We start from the raw sequence: 15,000 nt of genomic DNA, 5'->3' as shown, positions 1-15,000 counted from the left end.
CGATGTGAATCATTACAAATATAACAAGGATCACGATCAGTAATATGTCCGCATACAGAACAGTACGCTAAATCTCGCTTCGCATTTACAAGTGCTTTCGCGAAACCTAACACATCATCTTCTTTCATATCTAATACGAAAAATGCCAATCGAACCGCTGTTTTCGGTCCGATACCTGGCAACTTCATAAAACTATCGATTAGTTTTGATATTGGTTCTGGATAATGCATGTATCAATATCCTCCTAGAACATTCCACCTGGTAAGTTTAAGCCTTTTGTAAATTTACCCATTGTAGAGTTTGAAAGCTCATCAGCCTTTTTAAGTGCATCATTTGTTGCAGCTAATACTAAGTCTTGTAACATTTCGATATCTTCTGGATCTACAACTTCCTCTTTAATCTTCACTTCAAGAATTTGCTTGTGACCATTTGCAATAACTGTAATCATTCCGCCGCCAGCTGTACCTTCAACTGTTTTTTCACCAAGCTCTTCTTGTGCTTTCGCCATGTCCTTTTGCATCTTTTGCATTTGTTTCATCATGTTATTCATATTTCCCATTCCGCCACGCATCATAATTAATTCCTCCTAATTATTATTACTCTTTTATTTCAATGAGTTCTTGCCCTACTAACTTCACTGCCTCTTCTATAAGAGGGTCTTCCTTTTTCTCCGGGCTTTCTTCAGACTCTCCACCTTCACGTTGTAAAAAGTCTTCACGGATTTTACCCCATTCACTTTTTGGAATGGCAATCATATTTAACCTTTTACTTAGCAATTCAAATAAAGCTTGTTCTACTGTATCCATAGCTTCTCGATTTTCGCTCGCCATCTTACAGTGAATCTCATATTGAAATGCTAAAACGTAAGTGTCATCTGAAGCTGCCACTGGTTCACTATTTTCAAGTAAAACGGCAAACGCTACTTTGTTATATGATTTGAGTCTTCCTAACAACTCACCCCATACAGCTTTTAATTGTTCTAAATCTTGACGCTTCGCTTGTTTTAATACTTCATTTACACGTCCGACAGGAATTTTCATACTTCCTGTTCGTACCGGTTTTGGTGTTGCACGTGTCTCTCTTACTTCCTGTTGTACACCTGCTGGCACACCGTTCTTTTTGACTTGCTCTAACTCTTTCTCCAGTTGCTGCATCCTGTTCATAATTGCTTGCAAACGATCTGTACCATTTGCTTGCATCATAAACTGTTGACACAATTGCACCATAACAACTTCTAAGAAAATACGCGGATGATTTGTCCACTTCATTTCCTGTTGTCCCTTACTAAGGGTATGAATAATCTCATAGATCACTTCCGGTTGCATTTCTTCACTCAACTTACGGAATTGATCATCTACAATTACTCGTTCCAACATATGTTCTAGTTGTGGTGAAGTTTGATATAAAAGCATATCACGATAATAGTAAATGAAATCCTCCATAAAACGAACTGGATCCTTCCCTTTACTCATCATTTCATCTATGATTTGCAATGCTCTTGATACATCATTTTCACGTATGCACTCTACTAAATTGCCTAAGTATTGCTGAGAAACAGATCCTGTTACGGCCAATACATCTTCTGTCGTAACAATCTCATCACTATAAGATATAGCCTGATCAATAAGACTAAGCGCATCACGCATACCACCTTCGGCAGCACGCGCAACAATTTGTAATGCTTCACCTTCCACTTGCGTACCTTCATTTGTCACGACCGTTGATAATCTCTCAACAATATCATTCACTGATATTTTTCGGAATTCAAAGCGCTGACAACGTGAAATGATTGTAGGTGGGATCTTATGAGGTTCTGTTGTCGCCAAAATAAAGATAACATGTCCTGGCGGCTCTTCTAAGGTTTTTAAAAGCGCATTGAATGCACCCATAGAAAGCATGTGAACTTCATCAATAATGTATACTTTATATTCTACAGCACTTGGAGCGTATTTTACTTTATCTCTAATATCTCGAATTTCATCTACACCGTTATTTGAAGCCGCATCAATTTCTAATACATCTGAAATGGATCCTTGTGTGATTCCTAAACAAGAAGGACATTCATTACAAGGTTCAGCTACCGGAGCATGTTCACAGTTAATTGCTTTTGCAAATACTTTTGCAATTGTCGTTTTTCCTGTTCCCCTCGGGCCAGAAAATAAATAAGCATGTGAAACTTTCTCTTGAAGAAGGGCATTTTGCAACGTTTTTGTCACGTGCTTTTGACCGACTACATCTTCGAACTTTTGCGGTCTCCATGTTCGGTATAACGCTTGGTATGACACGAAAATACGGCCTCCCTCAAAGGTTATTATCTCATTTATTATAACCCATTCTGTTTATAGATTCCAAAAGTTATTTTCTATACAAAAAACTCACCTTTGTATTAAGGTGAGTTTTGTATACATATATAACTGCCGTGCACCCTCCGTCGATTACGTACCATAAGCGTTACTCAAGCAGTTAGCTCGGTTCAGGCACTCCTGCGGCACACGAGAAGACCCGCTTATTGCTGCTTCCTTCCGGACCTGACAAGGTTCACGGGGTCCCGTTGCGCAGGACCCAAACGTCAACACCACTTACTTAAGGCAGACCTTACAGCAACATAACCTCGAGAGGGGATTCGGCCTCGCTAGAGCGGATTGCGAGTATAGGGCACCGCTACCTCCCCGCTTAGCACGGCAAAGTTAAAACCAATATTCGGTTGCCTTCATTAAAGGCATTATCAGTATAACTTGTTTCTTTAGAAAATGCAAATACGTTAGTTCCCAGTATTCTTCTCTAATTTTTTTATTGCTTTTCTTTTTTTACGAAGCTCTCTAAAAAAGTTTGTTAACAACGCACCGCATTCTTCCTCTAGTACACCAGATACTACTTCACATTGATGATTGAAGCGTTCATCCGTTAAAAGATTCATCAATGTCCCTGCACATCCGCCCTTCGGATCACTTGCACCATATACAACTCGCTTCACTCGTGATAAAACAATTCCACCCGCACACATTGGACAAGGTTCTAATGTTACATACAATGTTGCATCTTCTAAACGCCATGTCCCTAATTTTTTACATGCATCATCTATCGCTAGCAACTCAGCATGAGCTATTGATCTTTGCTCAGTTTCCCTTAAATTATGGGCAACACTAATTACCTCACCATCTAACACTATAACTGCTCCAATTGGTACTTCCTGTATTTCCTCTGCCTTTTTAGCTTCTTCTATCGCTAATTGCATAAAATAAATATCTTGATCTTGTTCCATAACATAGTCCTTTCATTACAAATAAAGTACACTTATTTCCATTTACTACACAGGGGATAACTTTTACAAATTCAATCCACCCTAAAAGAAAAAAGAGAGGGGATTACATATGAAAAATACCGCCTTGCTCATTATCGATATGATTAATGACTTTCAATTTTCCCACGGACCCATTCTAGCTAAAAAATGCGAAACTATAACAAACCCTATTTTACAATTAAAGAAAAAAATGAAATCCTTCGGCTATCCTATAATTTACGTTAATGACCATTATCAACTTTGGAGATCTGATATCGACCAACTTATTACTCATTGCACAAATGAATATAGCGAAAATATAATCCATAAGATTGCTCCAAGTTTTGATGAGTACATTTTTATTAAACCACATTATTCCGCTTTTTATGAAACACCTTTAAATTCATTACTAGGTTATTTAAAAATAGAAAATCTAATATTAACAGGGGTTGCCGGAAATATATGTATCCTATTTACAGCTAATGATGCTCATATGAGAAATTATAAATTGTATGTACCACAGGATTGTATCGCCTCTAACAACGACCAAGATAATATACATGCTTTAAAAATAATGGAAACTACATTGAAAGCAAATATAACATCATCAACCAAAATAAAATTTAATTAATACATATATCTATTTTCTAACTTTTTATATCAAATTAACCCGCTCGCTTCCCTCTTGTGCTACAATAATTCTGTTTTGTGTTTTTAGTAGTCACGGTAAATCACTGATTGAAAGGAGGAAACAGCGTGACCGGAGTACCATTTATCACGGTTGAAGGACCAATTGGTGTTGGAAAAACTTCACTTGCGAAGGAAATTTCAACTCACATGCAACTCCACTTACTAAAAGAGATTGTTGATGAAAATCCCTTTTTAGGAAAGTTCTATGAAGACATCGACGAATGGAGTTTTCAAACAGAGATGTTCTTTCTTTGTAATAGATACAAACAATTAGAAGACATTAACATAAAGTACTTGAATCAAAGGAAACCAGTAGTAGCGGATTACCATATCTTTAAAAATTTAATTTTTGCATCCCGCACATTAAAAGACTCTCAATATGACAAATACATGCAAATTTATCGTATCCTTACACAAGATATGCCTGTGCCAAATGTCATTGTTTATTTAACAGCTAGCCTAGAGACATTGCAAAAACGAATCGCCATGCGCGGAAGAGAATTTGAAAAAAACATGGATCCAAATTATTTACTACAGCTCACAAAAGATTATGAAACAGCAATGGATGCTTTTAAAAAAGATCATCCGGAAATACCAGTATTGAAATTTAATGGCGACGATATGGATTTTGTAAAAAATCCTGATGATTTAAACGTTATCCTATCTGCCCTTCAAAATACTCTCTTAAAGGAGTCGAAATAATAATGAATTTAAGGCAAAAATATGATATACCCAATGACGCAGTAATCACTATCGCCGGAACAGTAGGTGTGGGTAAATCAACTATGACAACTGCATTAGCTAATGCTTTAGGTTATCGCACATCATTTGAAAAAGTAGATTCCAATCCATATTTGGACAAGTTCTATGCGGACTTCACTCGCTGGAGCTTCCACCTACAAGTGTACTTTTTAGCAGAACGATTTAAAGAACAAAAAAGAATTTTTGAATATGGTGGCGGTTTTGTTCAAGATCGTTCCATTTACGAAGACACTGGAATTTTCGCAAAGATGCATCATGAAAAAGGAACAATGACGGAAACTGATTATGAAACATACAAAGGTTTATTTGACGCTATGGTCATGACTCCTTACTTCCCTCATCCAGACTTATTAATTTACTTAGAAGGTTCTTTCGATGATATTGTCGATCGTATTCAAGAACGCGGGCGCCCAATGGAACAGCAAACACCAATTGAGTACTGGAAAGAAATGCATGGACGTTATGAAAACTGGATTAACAACTTTAATTCATGCCCTGTATTACGCTTAAATATTAATGAGTACGATATTTTAAAAGATGGTGATTCAATCGAACCAATCATAAAAAAAATTGGCCATTTTTTAAAACAAACACGTAAACTTGTAAAATAAAAAACCCGTGCATATGCACGGGTTTTCCTATTAAATTACTTCTTCTTTGTTGGAGCAATAATTTCACTCTCAGGTTTTCCTGCGTTAATGCGCTGACGAACAGTACTTGTACTAATATCGTATGCTTCAGCAATCTCTTTAACAGTCATTTCTTTCCCGTTAATTACTGCCGTTAATACTTTACCTGTACGTTTTGGAGCTGCTTCTTTCTTTACAGCTGCTTTTTTAACTTGTTTTGGCGCCTCTACTTTACTCGTAGCTGGTTTTACATCACAAGTACAACCACAAAGTTTACGGAATGTATCATCACTAATAATGCGTGATACGTTTGCACCACTGTTTAAAATTCTATTGTTCTTACAGACAGGACATTGTACATAATATAAAGTTTTTCCATCTAAAGGAAACGTTTGTATAATAAGATCCATGTTGACTCCTTTCATATCTATGAAGATAATCATCGGAATATGAGTGTGTAATAAGGACAAAATTACCTTACACCATACTTTATGATTGGTTTTAAAATAAAAACTCGTTACGTGTTGGTAACGAGTTCTCCAATCTCCACTTATATGCGCTGTTGTCAATTATATCTGGAGGAGGTAGAGGGATTCGAACCCCCGCGCGACTCTCGCCGCCTGTCGGTTTTCAAGACCGATCCCTTCAGCCAGACTTGGGTATACCTCCATATTGACATCAAATATAATATCAAAAGAAAAACAGTTAGTCAACCCTACTAAAATAAATTATGAGGAAAGGAAAATTTCACTTTCCCCTTCCTACATTACAGTACTGACAACGCTCATAATTACCAATCACTCATACCGATGAATGTTTAAATTTACTTAATAACTGTTTTTCCTCCCATATAAGGGCGAAGAACTTCTGGAATTATAATTGTACCATCTTCTTGTTGGTAGTTCTCTAAAATAGCTGCAACCGTACGTCCAATTGCAAGACCAGATCCATTTAATGTATGAACATGTTCTGGTTTTCCATTTGGTTCACGGCGGAAACGGATATTTGCACGTCTCGCTTGGAAAGCTTCAAAATTACTACAAGAAGAAATTTCACGATATGTGCCATAGCTTGGAATCCATACTTCAATATCGTATTTCTTCGCTGCTGTAAATCCTAAATCGCCTGTGCACATGCTCATAACGCGATATGGCAACTCTAATAATTGTAACACGCGTTCTGCATCATTTGTTAACTTTTCTAACTCTTCATAAGAATCTTCTGGTTTTACGAACTTCACAAGCTCTACTTTATTGAACTGATGCTGGCGAATTAAACCACGTGTATCACGCCCAGCTGAACCTGCTTCAGAACGGAAGCAAGAGCTAAATGCAGCATATCTTATAGGCAATTGCTCTTTATTTAAAATCTCATCACGATGCATATTCGTTACAGGTACTTCAGCTGTTGGAATTAAGAAGTAATCTTCACTTTCAATACGGAATGCATCTTCTTCAAACTTTGGAAGTTGTCCTGTTCCTGTCATACTTGCACGGTTTACCATATATGGAGGTAATACTTCTTCATATCCATGCTCATCAGTATGAAGATCAAGCATAAAGCTAATTAAAGCACGCTCTAATCTTGCACCAGCACCTTTGTAAAATACGAAGCGGCTTCCTGTTACTTTCCCAGCGCGTTCAAAATCTAAAATTCCTAAATCAGTAGCAAGATCCCAATGTGGTTTTGGCTCATAAGTAAATTCTTTCACTTCTCCCCAAGTACGTGCTACTACATTATCATCCTCTGTTTCACCAACTGGAGCAGATTCATGAGGGATATTTGGAATAGATAACATTAATCTTTCTAAGTCTTCTTCAACTGTACGAAGTTCGTTATCAAGATCCTTTACTTTTTCTCCAACTTCACGCATTTCTAAAATTAGAGCTTCTGCATCTTTCTTTTCGCGCTTTAATACAGAAATTTGTTGAGATACTTCGTTACGTTTACTTTTTAATTCTTCTGTCTGAACAAGTAGTTCTCTTCTTCTCGTATCAAGTTCTTCAAAACGTCCGAAATCAGTTAAATCTTCGCCTCTATGCTGTAATTTCGCTTTTACTTCTTCAAAGTTTGTACGTAAAAATTTAATATCAAGCATTATATACTCCTCCTTTTATTTTATAAAACACAAAAAACTCCCGTCCCTATATAAAGGGACGGGAGTTAACCCGCGTTGCCACCCTAGTTGAAAGCATTACCGCTTTCCTCTCAAGTAGAAATAACGGCTCTTCACCGGGAATGCTTACTAATCCAAAAGATATTCCACACTCCATTCCAGGATGGATTCACAAACTGTTTCTATCGATTTCCACCAACCATCGACTCTCTATAAGAAACGACATTTGTTACTATTTCCTATCAACACGCTTATTTTATAAAATTGTTACCATCAATTTACTATAATCTTATACAAGTTGCAAGTTACTTATACAACTTTTTTCATTTTCGCTTCTTTTACCATTTCAACAAAGTATGCTGTCACACGATGATCATCTGTTAATTCCGGATGGAATGAAGCAGCTAAAAACTGATCTTGTCTTACCGCTACCATTCGGTCACCATGCTTAGAAAGCACTTCAACATTATCAGCTACTTCTACAACATACGGCGCACGGATAAATACACCAACGAAGTCTTCACCCACGCCTTCAATTGAAAGCGCAGCCTCAAAACTATCCTTTTGGCGTCCGAACGCATTGCGCTCAACTGTAATATCCATAGCACCAATATGTGCTTCTTCATAGCCAATAAGTGTTTTCGCAAGAAGAATCATCCCTGCACATGTACCAAACATTGGTTTACCAGACTTTGCAAATGTACGAAGTGGTTCCATGAAAGCATACTTATCAATAAGACGGCGCATTGTTGTACTTTCACCGCCCGGTAAAATAAGACCATCAATCTCTTCAAGTTGCTCTATACGCTTTACAACAACAGCTTCTGCACCACTTGCTTCAACTGATTTTACATGCTCACGAACTGCACCTTGAAGACCTAGTACACCGATTTTCACCATTTTAAAGTTCTCCTTTAATTACCATCCACGCTCTTGCATGCGTTGTTCTGGTAATAACGTTGAAATTTCGACACCCTTCATTGCATTACCTAATCCTTTAGAAAGGCTTGCAATTAGTTCGTAATCTTCATAATGAGTCGTTGCTTCAACGATTGCACGTGCAAATTTCTCTGGGTTTTCTGATTTGAAGATACCAGATCCAACAAATACCCCATCAGCACCAAGTTGCATCATTAATGCTGCATCTGCTGGTGTTGCTACACCACCTGCCGCAAAGTTTACAACTGGTAAGCGACCAAGACGTTTAATTTCAAGTAATACTTCGTAAGGAGCGCCAGTATTTTTTGCATATGTCATTAACTCATCTTCACGTAGACTCGCAACTTGACGGATTTCTGCATTGACTTGGCGCATATGACGCACTGCCTCTACAATGTTTCCTGTTCCTGGTTCACCTTTTGTACGAAGCATAGATGCACCTTCTGCAATACGACGTGCAGCTTCTCCGATATCACGGCAACCACATACAAATGGAACTGTGTAATCACGTTTATTTAAATGGTATACTTCATCAGCAGGAGTTAATACTTCACTCTCATCGATATAGTCTACCCCTAATGATTCTAATACACGTGCTTCTACAAGGTGACCGATACGGCATTTTGCCATAACCGGAATTGACACCGCACCCATAACTTCTTCAACAATTGTTGGGTCTGCCATACGAGAAACGCCACCTGCTGCACGAATATCTGCTGGTACACGCTCTAATGCCATAACGGCAACTGCACCTGCCTCTTCTGCAATTTTTGCTTGTTCAGCGTTAACTACGTCCATAATAACGCCGCCTTTTTGCATTTCTGCCATTCCACGTTTTACACGTTCTGTCCCTGTTACATTTGTCATGTACAAAAACCCCCCTAGGTGAATTGCTTTCCCCCGTTAAAGGCGAAAATTAAGAATACTCTTACATTCTACCACTAACTATCAGATGCTTGTCTACTACTTTTTCATAAAGTCGGTATGAAAAATAGGAATAAAAAAAAGCTCCTATCGTGAGGAGCTTTTAAAACCAACCTTTTACTGTATCAACAGCACTATTCCACATACCACTAAAGAATGAACCAATTCCACGCATAGCACGAGTAAACCAGTTTGCTTCTTCTACTTCAGATGTCGTTACAAGATCCACTTGCAGTGACTTACCAGTTAAAAATCCAGGGTCGTTTGTATCTTTTGGCGTAATTACCATTTGACCAAGCGCAGCTCCCTTTTTAATAGGTGCTTCTTGTCCCTTACTTGATTCTTTTAATTCTGTTTTATAAACATCTTTACTTCCTTTTGGCACTGGAAGTGAAATAGCTTGTTTCGTTTGAACTGCTACATCTTTATCTTTCGCATTTTCTACTCGTACTGTTTCTTGTCCTTTTACTGAAGAACCTTTTTTATACATTTGTTTCACTTCAAAGTTAGCAAATCCATAATCATATAGCTTCTTTGTTTCATCAAAACGTGCTGTATGAGAACTTGTTTTAATAACTACAGAAATAAAACGCATTCCGTTTCTTTCAACCGTACCAGTGAAGCAATCTCCTGCTTCTGGAGTTGAGCCTGTTTTTAGGCCATCTACGCCATCATATTCTTTAACTAAGCCCTTTAACATCCAGTTCCAGTTCGACATTCCAAACTTCTCTTTTTCTGGACGGAATTCTTTTTTAGGGATTTTTGCTGTATCTAACACTTTTGGATAATCTTTAATTAAATGTTGTGCTAAAGTTGCAACATCCTTTGCAGACATTTTATTTTCTTCATCCGCTGTTGTTCCTTCAGGATGCATTCCCTTTAAATCTTTATTCGTTAAACCTGTAGAATTGACAAATTTATAATTTTTTAACCCTAGTTCTTTCGATTTGTCATTCATCATTTTTACGAAGTCTACTTCTTTACCTGCAATTGCTTCTGCTAATGCAATTGTTGCACCATTTGCAGAAAAGATTGCCATTGCTTCGTATAACTCTTTTACTGTATAAGAGCCACCATTTTCTAATGCAACATTTGATAATGAAGCATCTTGTGAAACCTTATATGCATATTCAGAAACCTTAATTTTCTGGTCCCACTTAAGTTTTCCTTTATCCACTGCTTCGTGAACTAAATATTCACTCATCATCTTTGTCATACTAGCAATGGATAATAATTCATCTGCATTCTTTTGATATAAAATTTTCCCAGAATTCGCTTCTACTAAAATTGCCGCACCTGCTTCAATGTTTAAAGCGGCTCCTGTTTCAGCTGATGCATTGCTATATGGCATAAAAATGCTACAAGCTAGTGTAAGCACTGTTACCAAAGCAATGAATCTTTTGCAAAACATACCTTTCACTTTTGCTACCCCCAATATCTATGTACTCACATAACCGTTATTCTAACATAATCAAAAAAAAATAGACAGAGATATCAAATCTCTGTCTATTTGTATATAAGACATTATAATGAGTAGTTTGGAGCCTCTTTTGTAATTTGTACGTGATGAGGATGACTTTCACGTAAGCCAGCACCTGACATACGAATGAATTGTGCATTTTCGCGTAAGAATTCTAAATCCTGTGCTCCGCAATATCCCATACCTGCACGTAAGCCACCAACTAATTGGTGAACTGTATCTGCTAAAGGTCCTTTATATGGCACTCGTCCTTCAATACCTTCTGGGACAAGCTTTTTATTACCTTCTTGGAAGTAACGATCTTTACTTCCTTTTTCCATCGCACCGACAGAACCCATACCACGATACACTTTAAATTGACGACCTTGGTAAATTTCAGTTTCTCCAGGGCTTTCTGCAACACCTGCAAACATGCTACCTAGCATAACAACATGTGCTCCTGCCGCTAAAGCTTTCACCATATCACCAGAGTACTTAATACCACCATCAGCAATAACTGGAATACCGTGTTTACGAGCTTCTGTTGCACAATCATAAACTGCAGTTAATTGTGGTACACCAACACCGGCTACAACGCGTGTTGTACAAATAGAACCTGGTCCAATACCAACTTTAACTACGTTTGCACCAGCTTCAATTAATGCTTTCGTTGCTTCAGCAGTAGCAACATTTCCAGCGATAATATTTAGTGATGGGTATTTAGCACGAACTTCTTTTACCTTATCAATAACACCTTTAGAATGTCCATGTGCTGTATCAAGTACAATTGCATCTACACTAGCTTTTACTAATGCATCGATGCGAAGCATAGCATCCGCTGTTACACCAACTGCTGCTCCAACTAATAAGCGTCCTTGCTTATCCTTAGCAGAGTTTGGGAATTCAATTACTTTTTCAATATCTTTTATTGTAATAAGCCCTTGTAATACACCGTTATTATCAACAAGAGGGAGTTTTTCAATTTTATACTTTTGTAGGATCTTTTCAGCTTCTTCCAGTGTAGTACCAACTGGAGCTGTAATTAATTGTTCTTTTGTCATTACGTCAGAAATTTTGATTGAGTAGTCTTGGATGAAGCGCATATCACGGTTTGTAATAATACCAACTAATTTTCGCTCATCTAAATTATTTACAACCGGTACACCTGAGATACGATATTTTCCCATAAGATGTTCTGCATCATATACTTGATGTTCTGGAGTTAAGAAGAAAGGATCTGAAATAACGCCGCTTTCAGAGCGCTTTACTTTATCAACTTGCTCTGCTTGTTGCTCAATAGACATATTCTTATGAATAATTCCTAAACCACCTTGGCGAGCCATTGCAATAGCCATGTCAGCTTCTGTTACTGTATCCATTCCTGCACTAATTAACGGGATGTTTAGCTGTAAGCTTTCAGATAAAACTGTTTTAACACTTACTTCTCTTGGTAATATATCTGACCTAGCTGGTACAAGTAATACATCATCAAAAGTCAAACCTTCTTTAACAAATTTAGATTCCCACATAATTGTTCCCCCTATGATACCAGAAATTATTATTAGTAGCTTATCAATTGGTTAAAATACTGTCAAGGACGTATATATATGTTAGAATTTTTAGACAATAAAAGGAGCGTAATATATGCATCAAACATCTTGTACTTGGCAGCAGTTAAGTTTCTTTTTTTCATCTCAAAACGTACAACGTTATCTTGCCCGTTGTTATGAAAAATCCTCTATTCAGGATGCAGAAAAAAAAAGTTTTGAAAATTGTTATCCCTTTATTTATTACTTAGAACACGGTAAAAATTATTATGAATTATATAAGACAGCTCCATTTTCCATTCAACCAATGTTGTTATTTTATGGAATCAGTCAACTGTTTAAAGCATGCCTACTAACTATTGACCCTAACTATCCTGAATCCACTACTGTTTTAGCTCATGGCGTTACAACTCGCAAACGAAAAAAACAAGGGTATCAATTTTTAGAAGATGAGGTGAAGGTACAAAAAAACGGATTGTTTACTCATGTTGCAGAACAACTGTTTCACATGAAACACTTAGAAGCAGAAAAATTTAACATGTTAGAACTAATGGGAAATATTCCAGAATTACAAAATTTATTTCGTTATAGTCAAAAAGGATCAACTTTATATAAAATTGATTCAACAATTAAAAATGAGCTCTCCTTTTCAGTCAACCTACTAGATCGATTACATATGACTAAAGAGAGATTTTCTCGTTACATTGAAACATCTTGTAAGCATTTATCAATACAACACGTACCTGAGAAGACTAATGAATCGAATTTACTTTTTACAGCGCCTATTCAATCATGGAATCCTATGTACAGTACTCCTTTATACTATGAACATCTTACTAATACTTATTATTTGCCACTTACGACTGACCCTAGAAATCCTAAGCCAATATTACCTGAACTCCTCATTCATTATTTATTGCTCTATAATTTAAGCATGATTTCTAGATATGAAACAGATTGGTGGTATGACTTACTTGGAAGTTATGGTTCTGAAGATTATCCATTTATTTATCAATTTCTAAGTATTTCTGCTCAAAAAATCCCTTACTATATTTCAAATTTTTTATTAATGGAACCAAATCTATTTCATGGGAAATAAAAAAACACAAGTCAAATGACTTGTGTTTTTAGTTGCTTGGCGACGTCCTACTCTCACAGGGACAAGGTCCCAACTACCATCGGCGCTAGAGAGCTTAACTTCCGTGTTCGGTATGGGAACGGGTGTGACCTCTCTGCCATCATCACCAAACTATGAAGGCATATTCCTTCAAAACTAGATAACATTTGCTACATATTATATGGTTAAGTCCTCGATCTATTAGTATTCGTCAGCTCCACATGTCACCATGCTTCCACCTCGAACCTATCAACCTGATCATCTTTCAGGGATCTTACTAGCTTACGCTATGGGAAATCTCATCTTGAGGGGGGCTTCATGCTTAGATGCTTTCAGCACTTATCCCTTCCGCACATAGCTACCCAGCTATGCCCTTGGCAGAACAACTGGTACACCAGCGGTGCGTCCATCCCGGTCCTCTCGTACTAAGGACAGCTCCTCTCAAATTTCCTACGCCCACGACGGATAGGGACCGAACTGTCTCACGACGTTCTGAACCCAGCTCGCGTACCGCTTTAATGGGCGAACAGCCCAACCCTTGGGACCGACTACAGCCCCAGGATGCGATGAGCCGACATCGAGGTGCCAAACCTCCCCGTCGATGTGGACTCTTGGGGGAGATAAGCCTGTTATCCCCGGGGTAGCTTTTATCCGTTGAGCGATGGCCCTTCCATGCGGAACCACCGGATCACTAAGCCCGACTTTCGTCCCTGCTCGACTTGTAGGTCTCGCAGTCAAGCTCCCTTATGCCTTTGCACTCTACGAATGATTTCCAACCATTCTGAGGGAACCTTTGGGCGCCTCCGTTACACTTTAGGAGGCGACCGCCCCAGTCAAACTGCCCACCTGACACTGTCTCCCGGGTCGATAAGACCCGTAGGTTAGAATTTCAATACAGTCAGGGCGGTATCCCACCAGCGCCTCCACCGAAGCTAGCGCTCCGGTTTCAATGGCTCCCGCCTATCCTGTACAAACTGTACCAAAATTCAATATCAGGCTACAGTAAAGCTCCACGGGGTCTTTCCGTCCTGTCGCGGGTAACCTGCATCTTCACAGGTACTATAATTTCACCGAGTCTCTGGTTGAGACAGTGCCCAAATCGTTACACCTTTCGTGCGGGTCGGAACTTACCCGACAAGGAATTTCGCTACCTTAGGACCGTTATAGTTACGGCCGCCGTTTACTGGGGCTTCAGTTCAGAGCTTCGCTTACGCTAACCCCTCTCCTTAACCTTCCAGCACCGGGCAGGTGTCACCCCCTATACTTCGCCTTACGGCTTCGCAGAGAGCTGTGTTTTTGCTAAACAGTCGCTTGGGCCTATTCACTGCGGCTTTCCGTTAAGAAAGCACCCCTTCTCCCGAAGTTACGGGGTCATTTTGCCGAGTTCCTTAACCAGAGTTCTCTCGCACACCTTAGGATTCTCTCCTCGCCTACCTGTGTCGGTTTGCGGTACAGGCACCTTTTATCTCGCTAGAAGCTTTTCTTGGCAGCGGGGAATCAAAGACTTCGCTCCATAAGGAGCTTCCCCATCACAGCT

At 38.5% G+C, this 15,000-nt stretch carries 14 protein-coding genes, 1 tRNA gene, 2 rRNA genes, 1 other RNA gene and 1 other annotated feature (2 of these 19 running past the window's edge); of the genes, 4 read left to right on the top strand and 14 right to left on the bottom strand.

Annotated features, from left to right (window positions below):
- The 5 genes from recR to tadA form a co-directional block, all read right to left on the bottom strand.
- Nucleotides 1–230 carry the 5' end (the start) of a recombination protein RecR gene (gene recR, locus C3Y97_RS00140; protein WP_000559169.1) on the bottom strand. Its footprint begins 367 nt before the window's first position, so only the first 230 of its 597 coding nucleotides appear in the window; it begins with the start codon at nucleotides 228–230; its stop codon lies beyond the left edge, outside the window.
- 14 nt (nucleotides 231–244) lie between these two features.
- Entirely contained in the window at nucleotides 245–571 is a 327-nt protein-coding gene (locus C3Y97_RS00135) for a YbaB/EbfC family nucleoid-associated protein (RefSeq protein ID WP_014894853.1), read from the bottom strand.
- 25 nt (nucleotides 572–596) lie between these two features.
- Nucleotides 597–2,285, bottom strand: a complete 1,689-nt coding sequence (dnaX, locus tag C3Y97_RS00130) for a DNA polymerase III subunit gamma/tau (protein WP_000121587.1) — start codon at nucleotides 2,283–2,285, stop codon at nucleotides 597–599.
- Nucleotides 2,286–2,417: 132 nt separating this feature from the next.
- Nucleotides 2,418–2,682, bottom strand: an RNA gene (ffs, locus tag C3Y97_RS00125) — signal recognition particle sRNA large type.
- Nucleotides 2,683–2,761: 79 nt separating this feature from the next.
- Nucleotides 2,762–3,262 carry a tRNA adenosine(34) deaminase TadA gene (gene tadA / locus C3Y97_RS00120; RefSeq protein ID WP_000434327.1) on the bottom strand — a complete coding sequence of 167 codons (501 nt, stop codon included), beginning with the start codon at nucleotides 3,260–3,262 and terminating at the stop codon, nucleotides 2,762–2,764.
- 109 nt (nucleotides 3,263–3,371) lie between these two features.
- Between tadA and C3Y97_RS00110 the strand changes: the two genes are divergently transcribed.
- The 3 genes from C3Y97_RS00110 to C3Y97_RS00100 all read left to right on the top strand — a co-directional run bounded on the left by C3Y97_RS00110 (nucleotide 3,372) and on the right by C3Y97_RS00100 (nucleotide 5,343).
- Nucleotides 3,372–3,911: a cysteine hydrolase family protein gene (locus C3Y97_RS00110; protein ID WP_000798724.1), complete on the top strand. Its 540-nt coding sequence runs from the start codon at nucleotides 3,372–3,374 to the stop codon at nucleotides 3,909–3,911.
- Between the two features lie 125 nt (nucleotides 3,912–4,036).
- Nucleotides 4,037–4,672 (top strand): deoxynucleoside kinase, encoded by a 636-nt coding sequence (locus tag C3Y97_RS00105; RefSeq protein WP_000148218.1) that lies wholly within the window; start codon nucleotides 4,037–4,039, stop codon nucleotides 4,670–4,672.
- A 2-nt stretch (nucleotides 4,673–4,674) separates the two neighbouring features.
- On the top strand, nucleotides 4,675–5,343 hold the full coding sequence (locus tag C3Y97_RS00100; RefSeq protein ID WP_001053585.1) for a deoxynucleoside kinase: 669 nt from the start codon (nucleotides 4,675–4,677) through the stop codon (nucleotides 5,341–5,343).
- 35 nt (nucleotides 5,344–5,378) lie between these two features.
- Here C3Y97_RS00100 and C3Y97_RS00095 read toward each other — a convergent pair whose 3' ends face one another.
- From C3Y97_RS00095 to guaB, 7 genes are all read right to left on the bottom strand, one after another.
- Nucleotides 5,379–5,771 carry a sigma factor-like helix-turn-helix DNA-binding protein gene (locus C3Y97_RS00095; RefSeq protein WP_000364193.1) on the bottom strand — a complete coding sequence of 131 codons (393 nt, stop codon included), beginning with the start codon at nucleotides 5,769–5,771 and terminating at the stop codon, nucleotides 5,379–5,381.
- A 166-nt stretch (nucleotides 5,772–5,937) separates the two neighbouring features.
- Nucleotides 5,938–6,030 (bottom strand) — tRNA-Ser (locus C3Y97_RS00090).
- A gap of 154 nt (nucleotides 6,031–6,184) precedes the next feature.
- Nucleotides 6,185–7,459 carry a serine--tRNA ligase gene (gene serS, locus C3Y97_RS00085; protein ID WP_000884187.1) on the bottom strand — a complete coding sequence of 425 codons (1,275 nt, stop codon included), beginning with the start codon at nucleotides 7,457–7,459 and terminating at the stop codon, nucleotides 6,185–6,187.
- Between the two features lie 51 nt (nucleotides 7,460–7,510).
- Nucleotides 7,511–7,732 (bottom strand) — a binding site (T-box leader).
- 54 nt (nucleotides 7,733–7,786) lie between these two features.
- Entirely contained in the window at nucleotides 7,787–8,377 is a 591-nt protein-coding gene (pdxT, locus tag C3Y97_RS00080) for a pyridoxal 5'-phosphate synthase glutaminase subunit PdxT (protein WP_000238785.1), read from the bottom strand.
- A gap of 18 nt (nucleotides 8,378–8,395) precedes the next feature.
- Entirely contained in the window at nucleotides 8,396–9,283 is an 888-nt protein-coding gene (gene pdxS, locus C3Y97_RS00075) for a pyridoxal 5'-phosphate synthase lyase subunit PdxS (RefSeq protein WP_000186165.1), read from the bottom strand.
- Between the two features lie 160 nt (nucleotides 9,284–9,443).
- Complete coding sequence (gene dacA, locus C3Y97_RS00070; protein WP_124749816.1) at nucleotides 9,444–10,751, bottom strand: D-alanyl-D-alanine carboxypeptidase DacA; 1,308 nt, start codon at nucleotides 10,749–10,751, stop codon at nucleotides 9,444–9,446.
- Between the two features lie 113 nt (nucleotides 10,752–10,864).
- Nucleotides 10,865–12,328 (bottom strand): IMP dehydrogenase, encoded by a 1,464-nt coding sequence (guaB, locus tag C3Y97_RS00065; RefSeq protein ID WP_000264088.1) that lies wholly within the window; start codon nucleotides 12,326–12,328, stop codon nucleotides 10,865–10,867.
- Nucleotides 12,329–12,443: 115 nt separating this feature from the next.
- Here guaB and C3Y97_RS00060 point away from each other — a divergent pair, with 115 nt between their 5' ends.
- A complete protein-coding gene (locus tag C3Y97_RS00060) occupies nucleotides 12,444–13,445 on the top strand; it encodes a YaaC family protein (protein WP_000554287.1) in 1,002 nt (333 codons plus the stop codon).
- 34 nt (nucleotides 13,446–13,479) lie between these two features.
- Here the strand turns inward: C3Y97_RS00060 and rrf are convergent.
- Together rrf and C3Y97_RS00050 are read right to left on the bottom strand one after the other, a co-directional pair.
- Nucleotides 13,480–13,595: ribosomal RNA gene (rrf, locus tag C3Y97_RS00055) — 5S ribosomal RNA — on the bottom strand.
- Nucleotides 13,596–13,644: 49 nt separating this feature from the next.
- Nucleotides 13,645–15,000 (bottom strand): 23S ribosomal RNA (locus tag C3Y97_RS00050) (it continues 1,566 nt past the right edge of the window).

It is taken from the genome of Bacillus sp. DU-106, from assembly GCF_004799705.1.
Lineage (GTDB): Bacteria > Bacillota > Bacilli > Bacillales > Bacillaceae_G > Bacillus_A > Bacillus_A cereus.
The sequence above is the reverse complement of the archived record's forward strand: the minus strand, read 5'-3'. Positions and strand labels throughout refer to the sequence as shown.

What these genes read in the sequence shown, in the direction of transcription:
- C3Y97_RS00135 (WP_014894853.1), bottom strand. Translation starts at nt 571, where the DNA reads ATGCGTGGCGGAATGGGAAATATGAATAACATGATGAAACAAATGCAA.
- tadA (WP_000434327.1), bottom strand. Translation starts at nt 3,262, where the DNA reads ATGGAACAAGATCAAGATATTTATTTTATGCAATTAGCGATAGAAGAA.
- C3Y97_RS00110 (WP_000798724.1), top strand. Translation starts at nt 3,372, where the DNA reads ATGAAAAATACCGCCTTGCTCATTATCGATATGATTAATGACTTTCAA.
- C3Y97_RS00100 (WP_001053585.1), top strand. Translation starts at nt 4,675, where the DNA reads ATGAATTTAAGGCAAAAATATGATATACCCAATGACGCAGTAATCACT.
- C3Y97_RS00095 (WP_000364193.1), bottom strand. Translation starts at nt 5,771, where the DNA reads ATGGATCTTATTATACAAACGTTTCCTTTAGATGGAAAAACTTTATAT.
- serS (WP_000884187.1), bottom strand. Translation starts at nt 7,459, where the DNA reads ATGCTTGATATTAAATTTTTACGTACAAACTTTGAAGAAGTAAAAGCG.
- pdxT (WP_000238785.1), bottom strand. Translation starts at nt 8,377, where the DNA reads ATGGTGAAAATCGGTGTACTAGGTCTTCAAGGTGCAGTTCGTGAGCAT.
- pdxS (WP_000186165.1), bottom strand. Translation starts at nt 9,283, where the DNA reads ATGACAAATGTAACAGGGACAGAACGTGTAAAACGTGGAATGGCAGAA.
- dacA (WP_124749816.1), bottom strand. Translation starts at nt 10,751, where the DNA reads ATGTTTTGCAAAAGATTCATTGCTTTGGTAACAGTGCTTACACTAGCT.
- guaB (WP_000264088.1), bottom strand. Translation starts at nt 12,328, where the DNA reads ATGTGGGAATCTAAATTTGTTAAAGAAGGTTTGACTTTTGATGATGTA.
- C3Y97_RS00060 (WP_000554287.1), top strand. Translation starts at nt 12,444, where the DNA reads ATGCATCAAACATCTTGTACTTGGCAGCAGTTAAGTTTCTTTTTTTCA.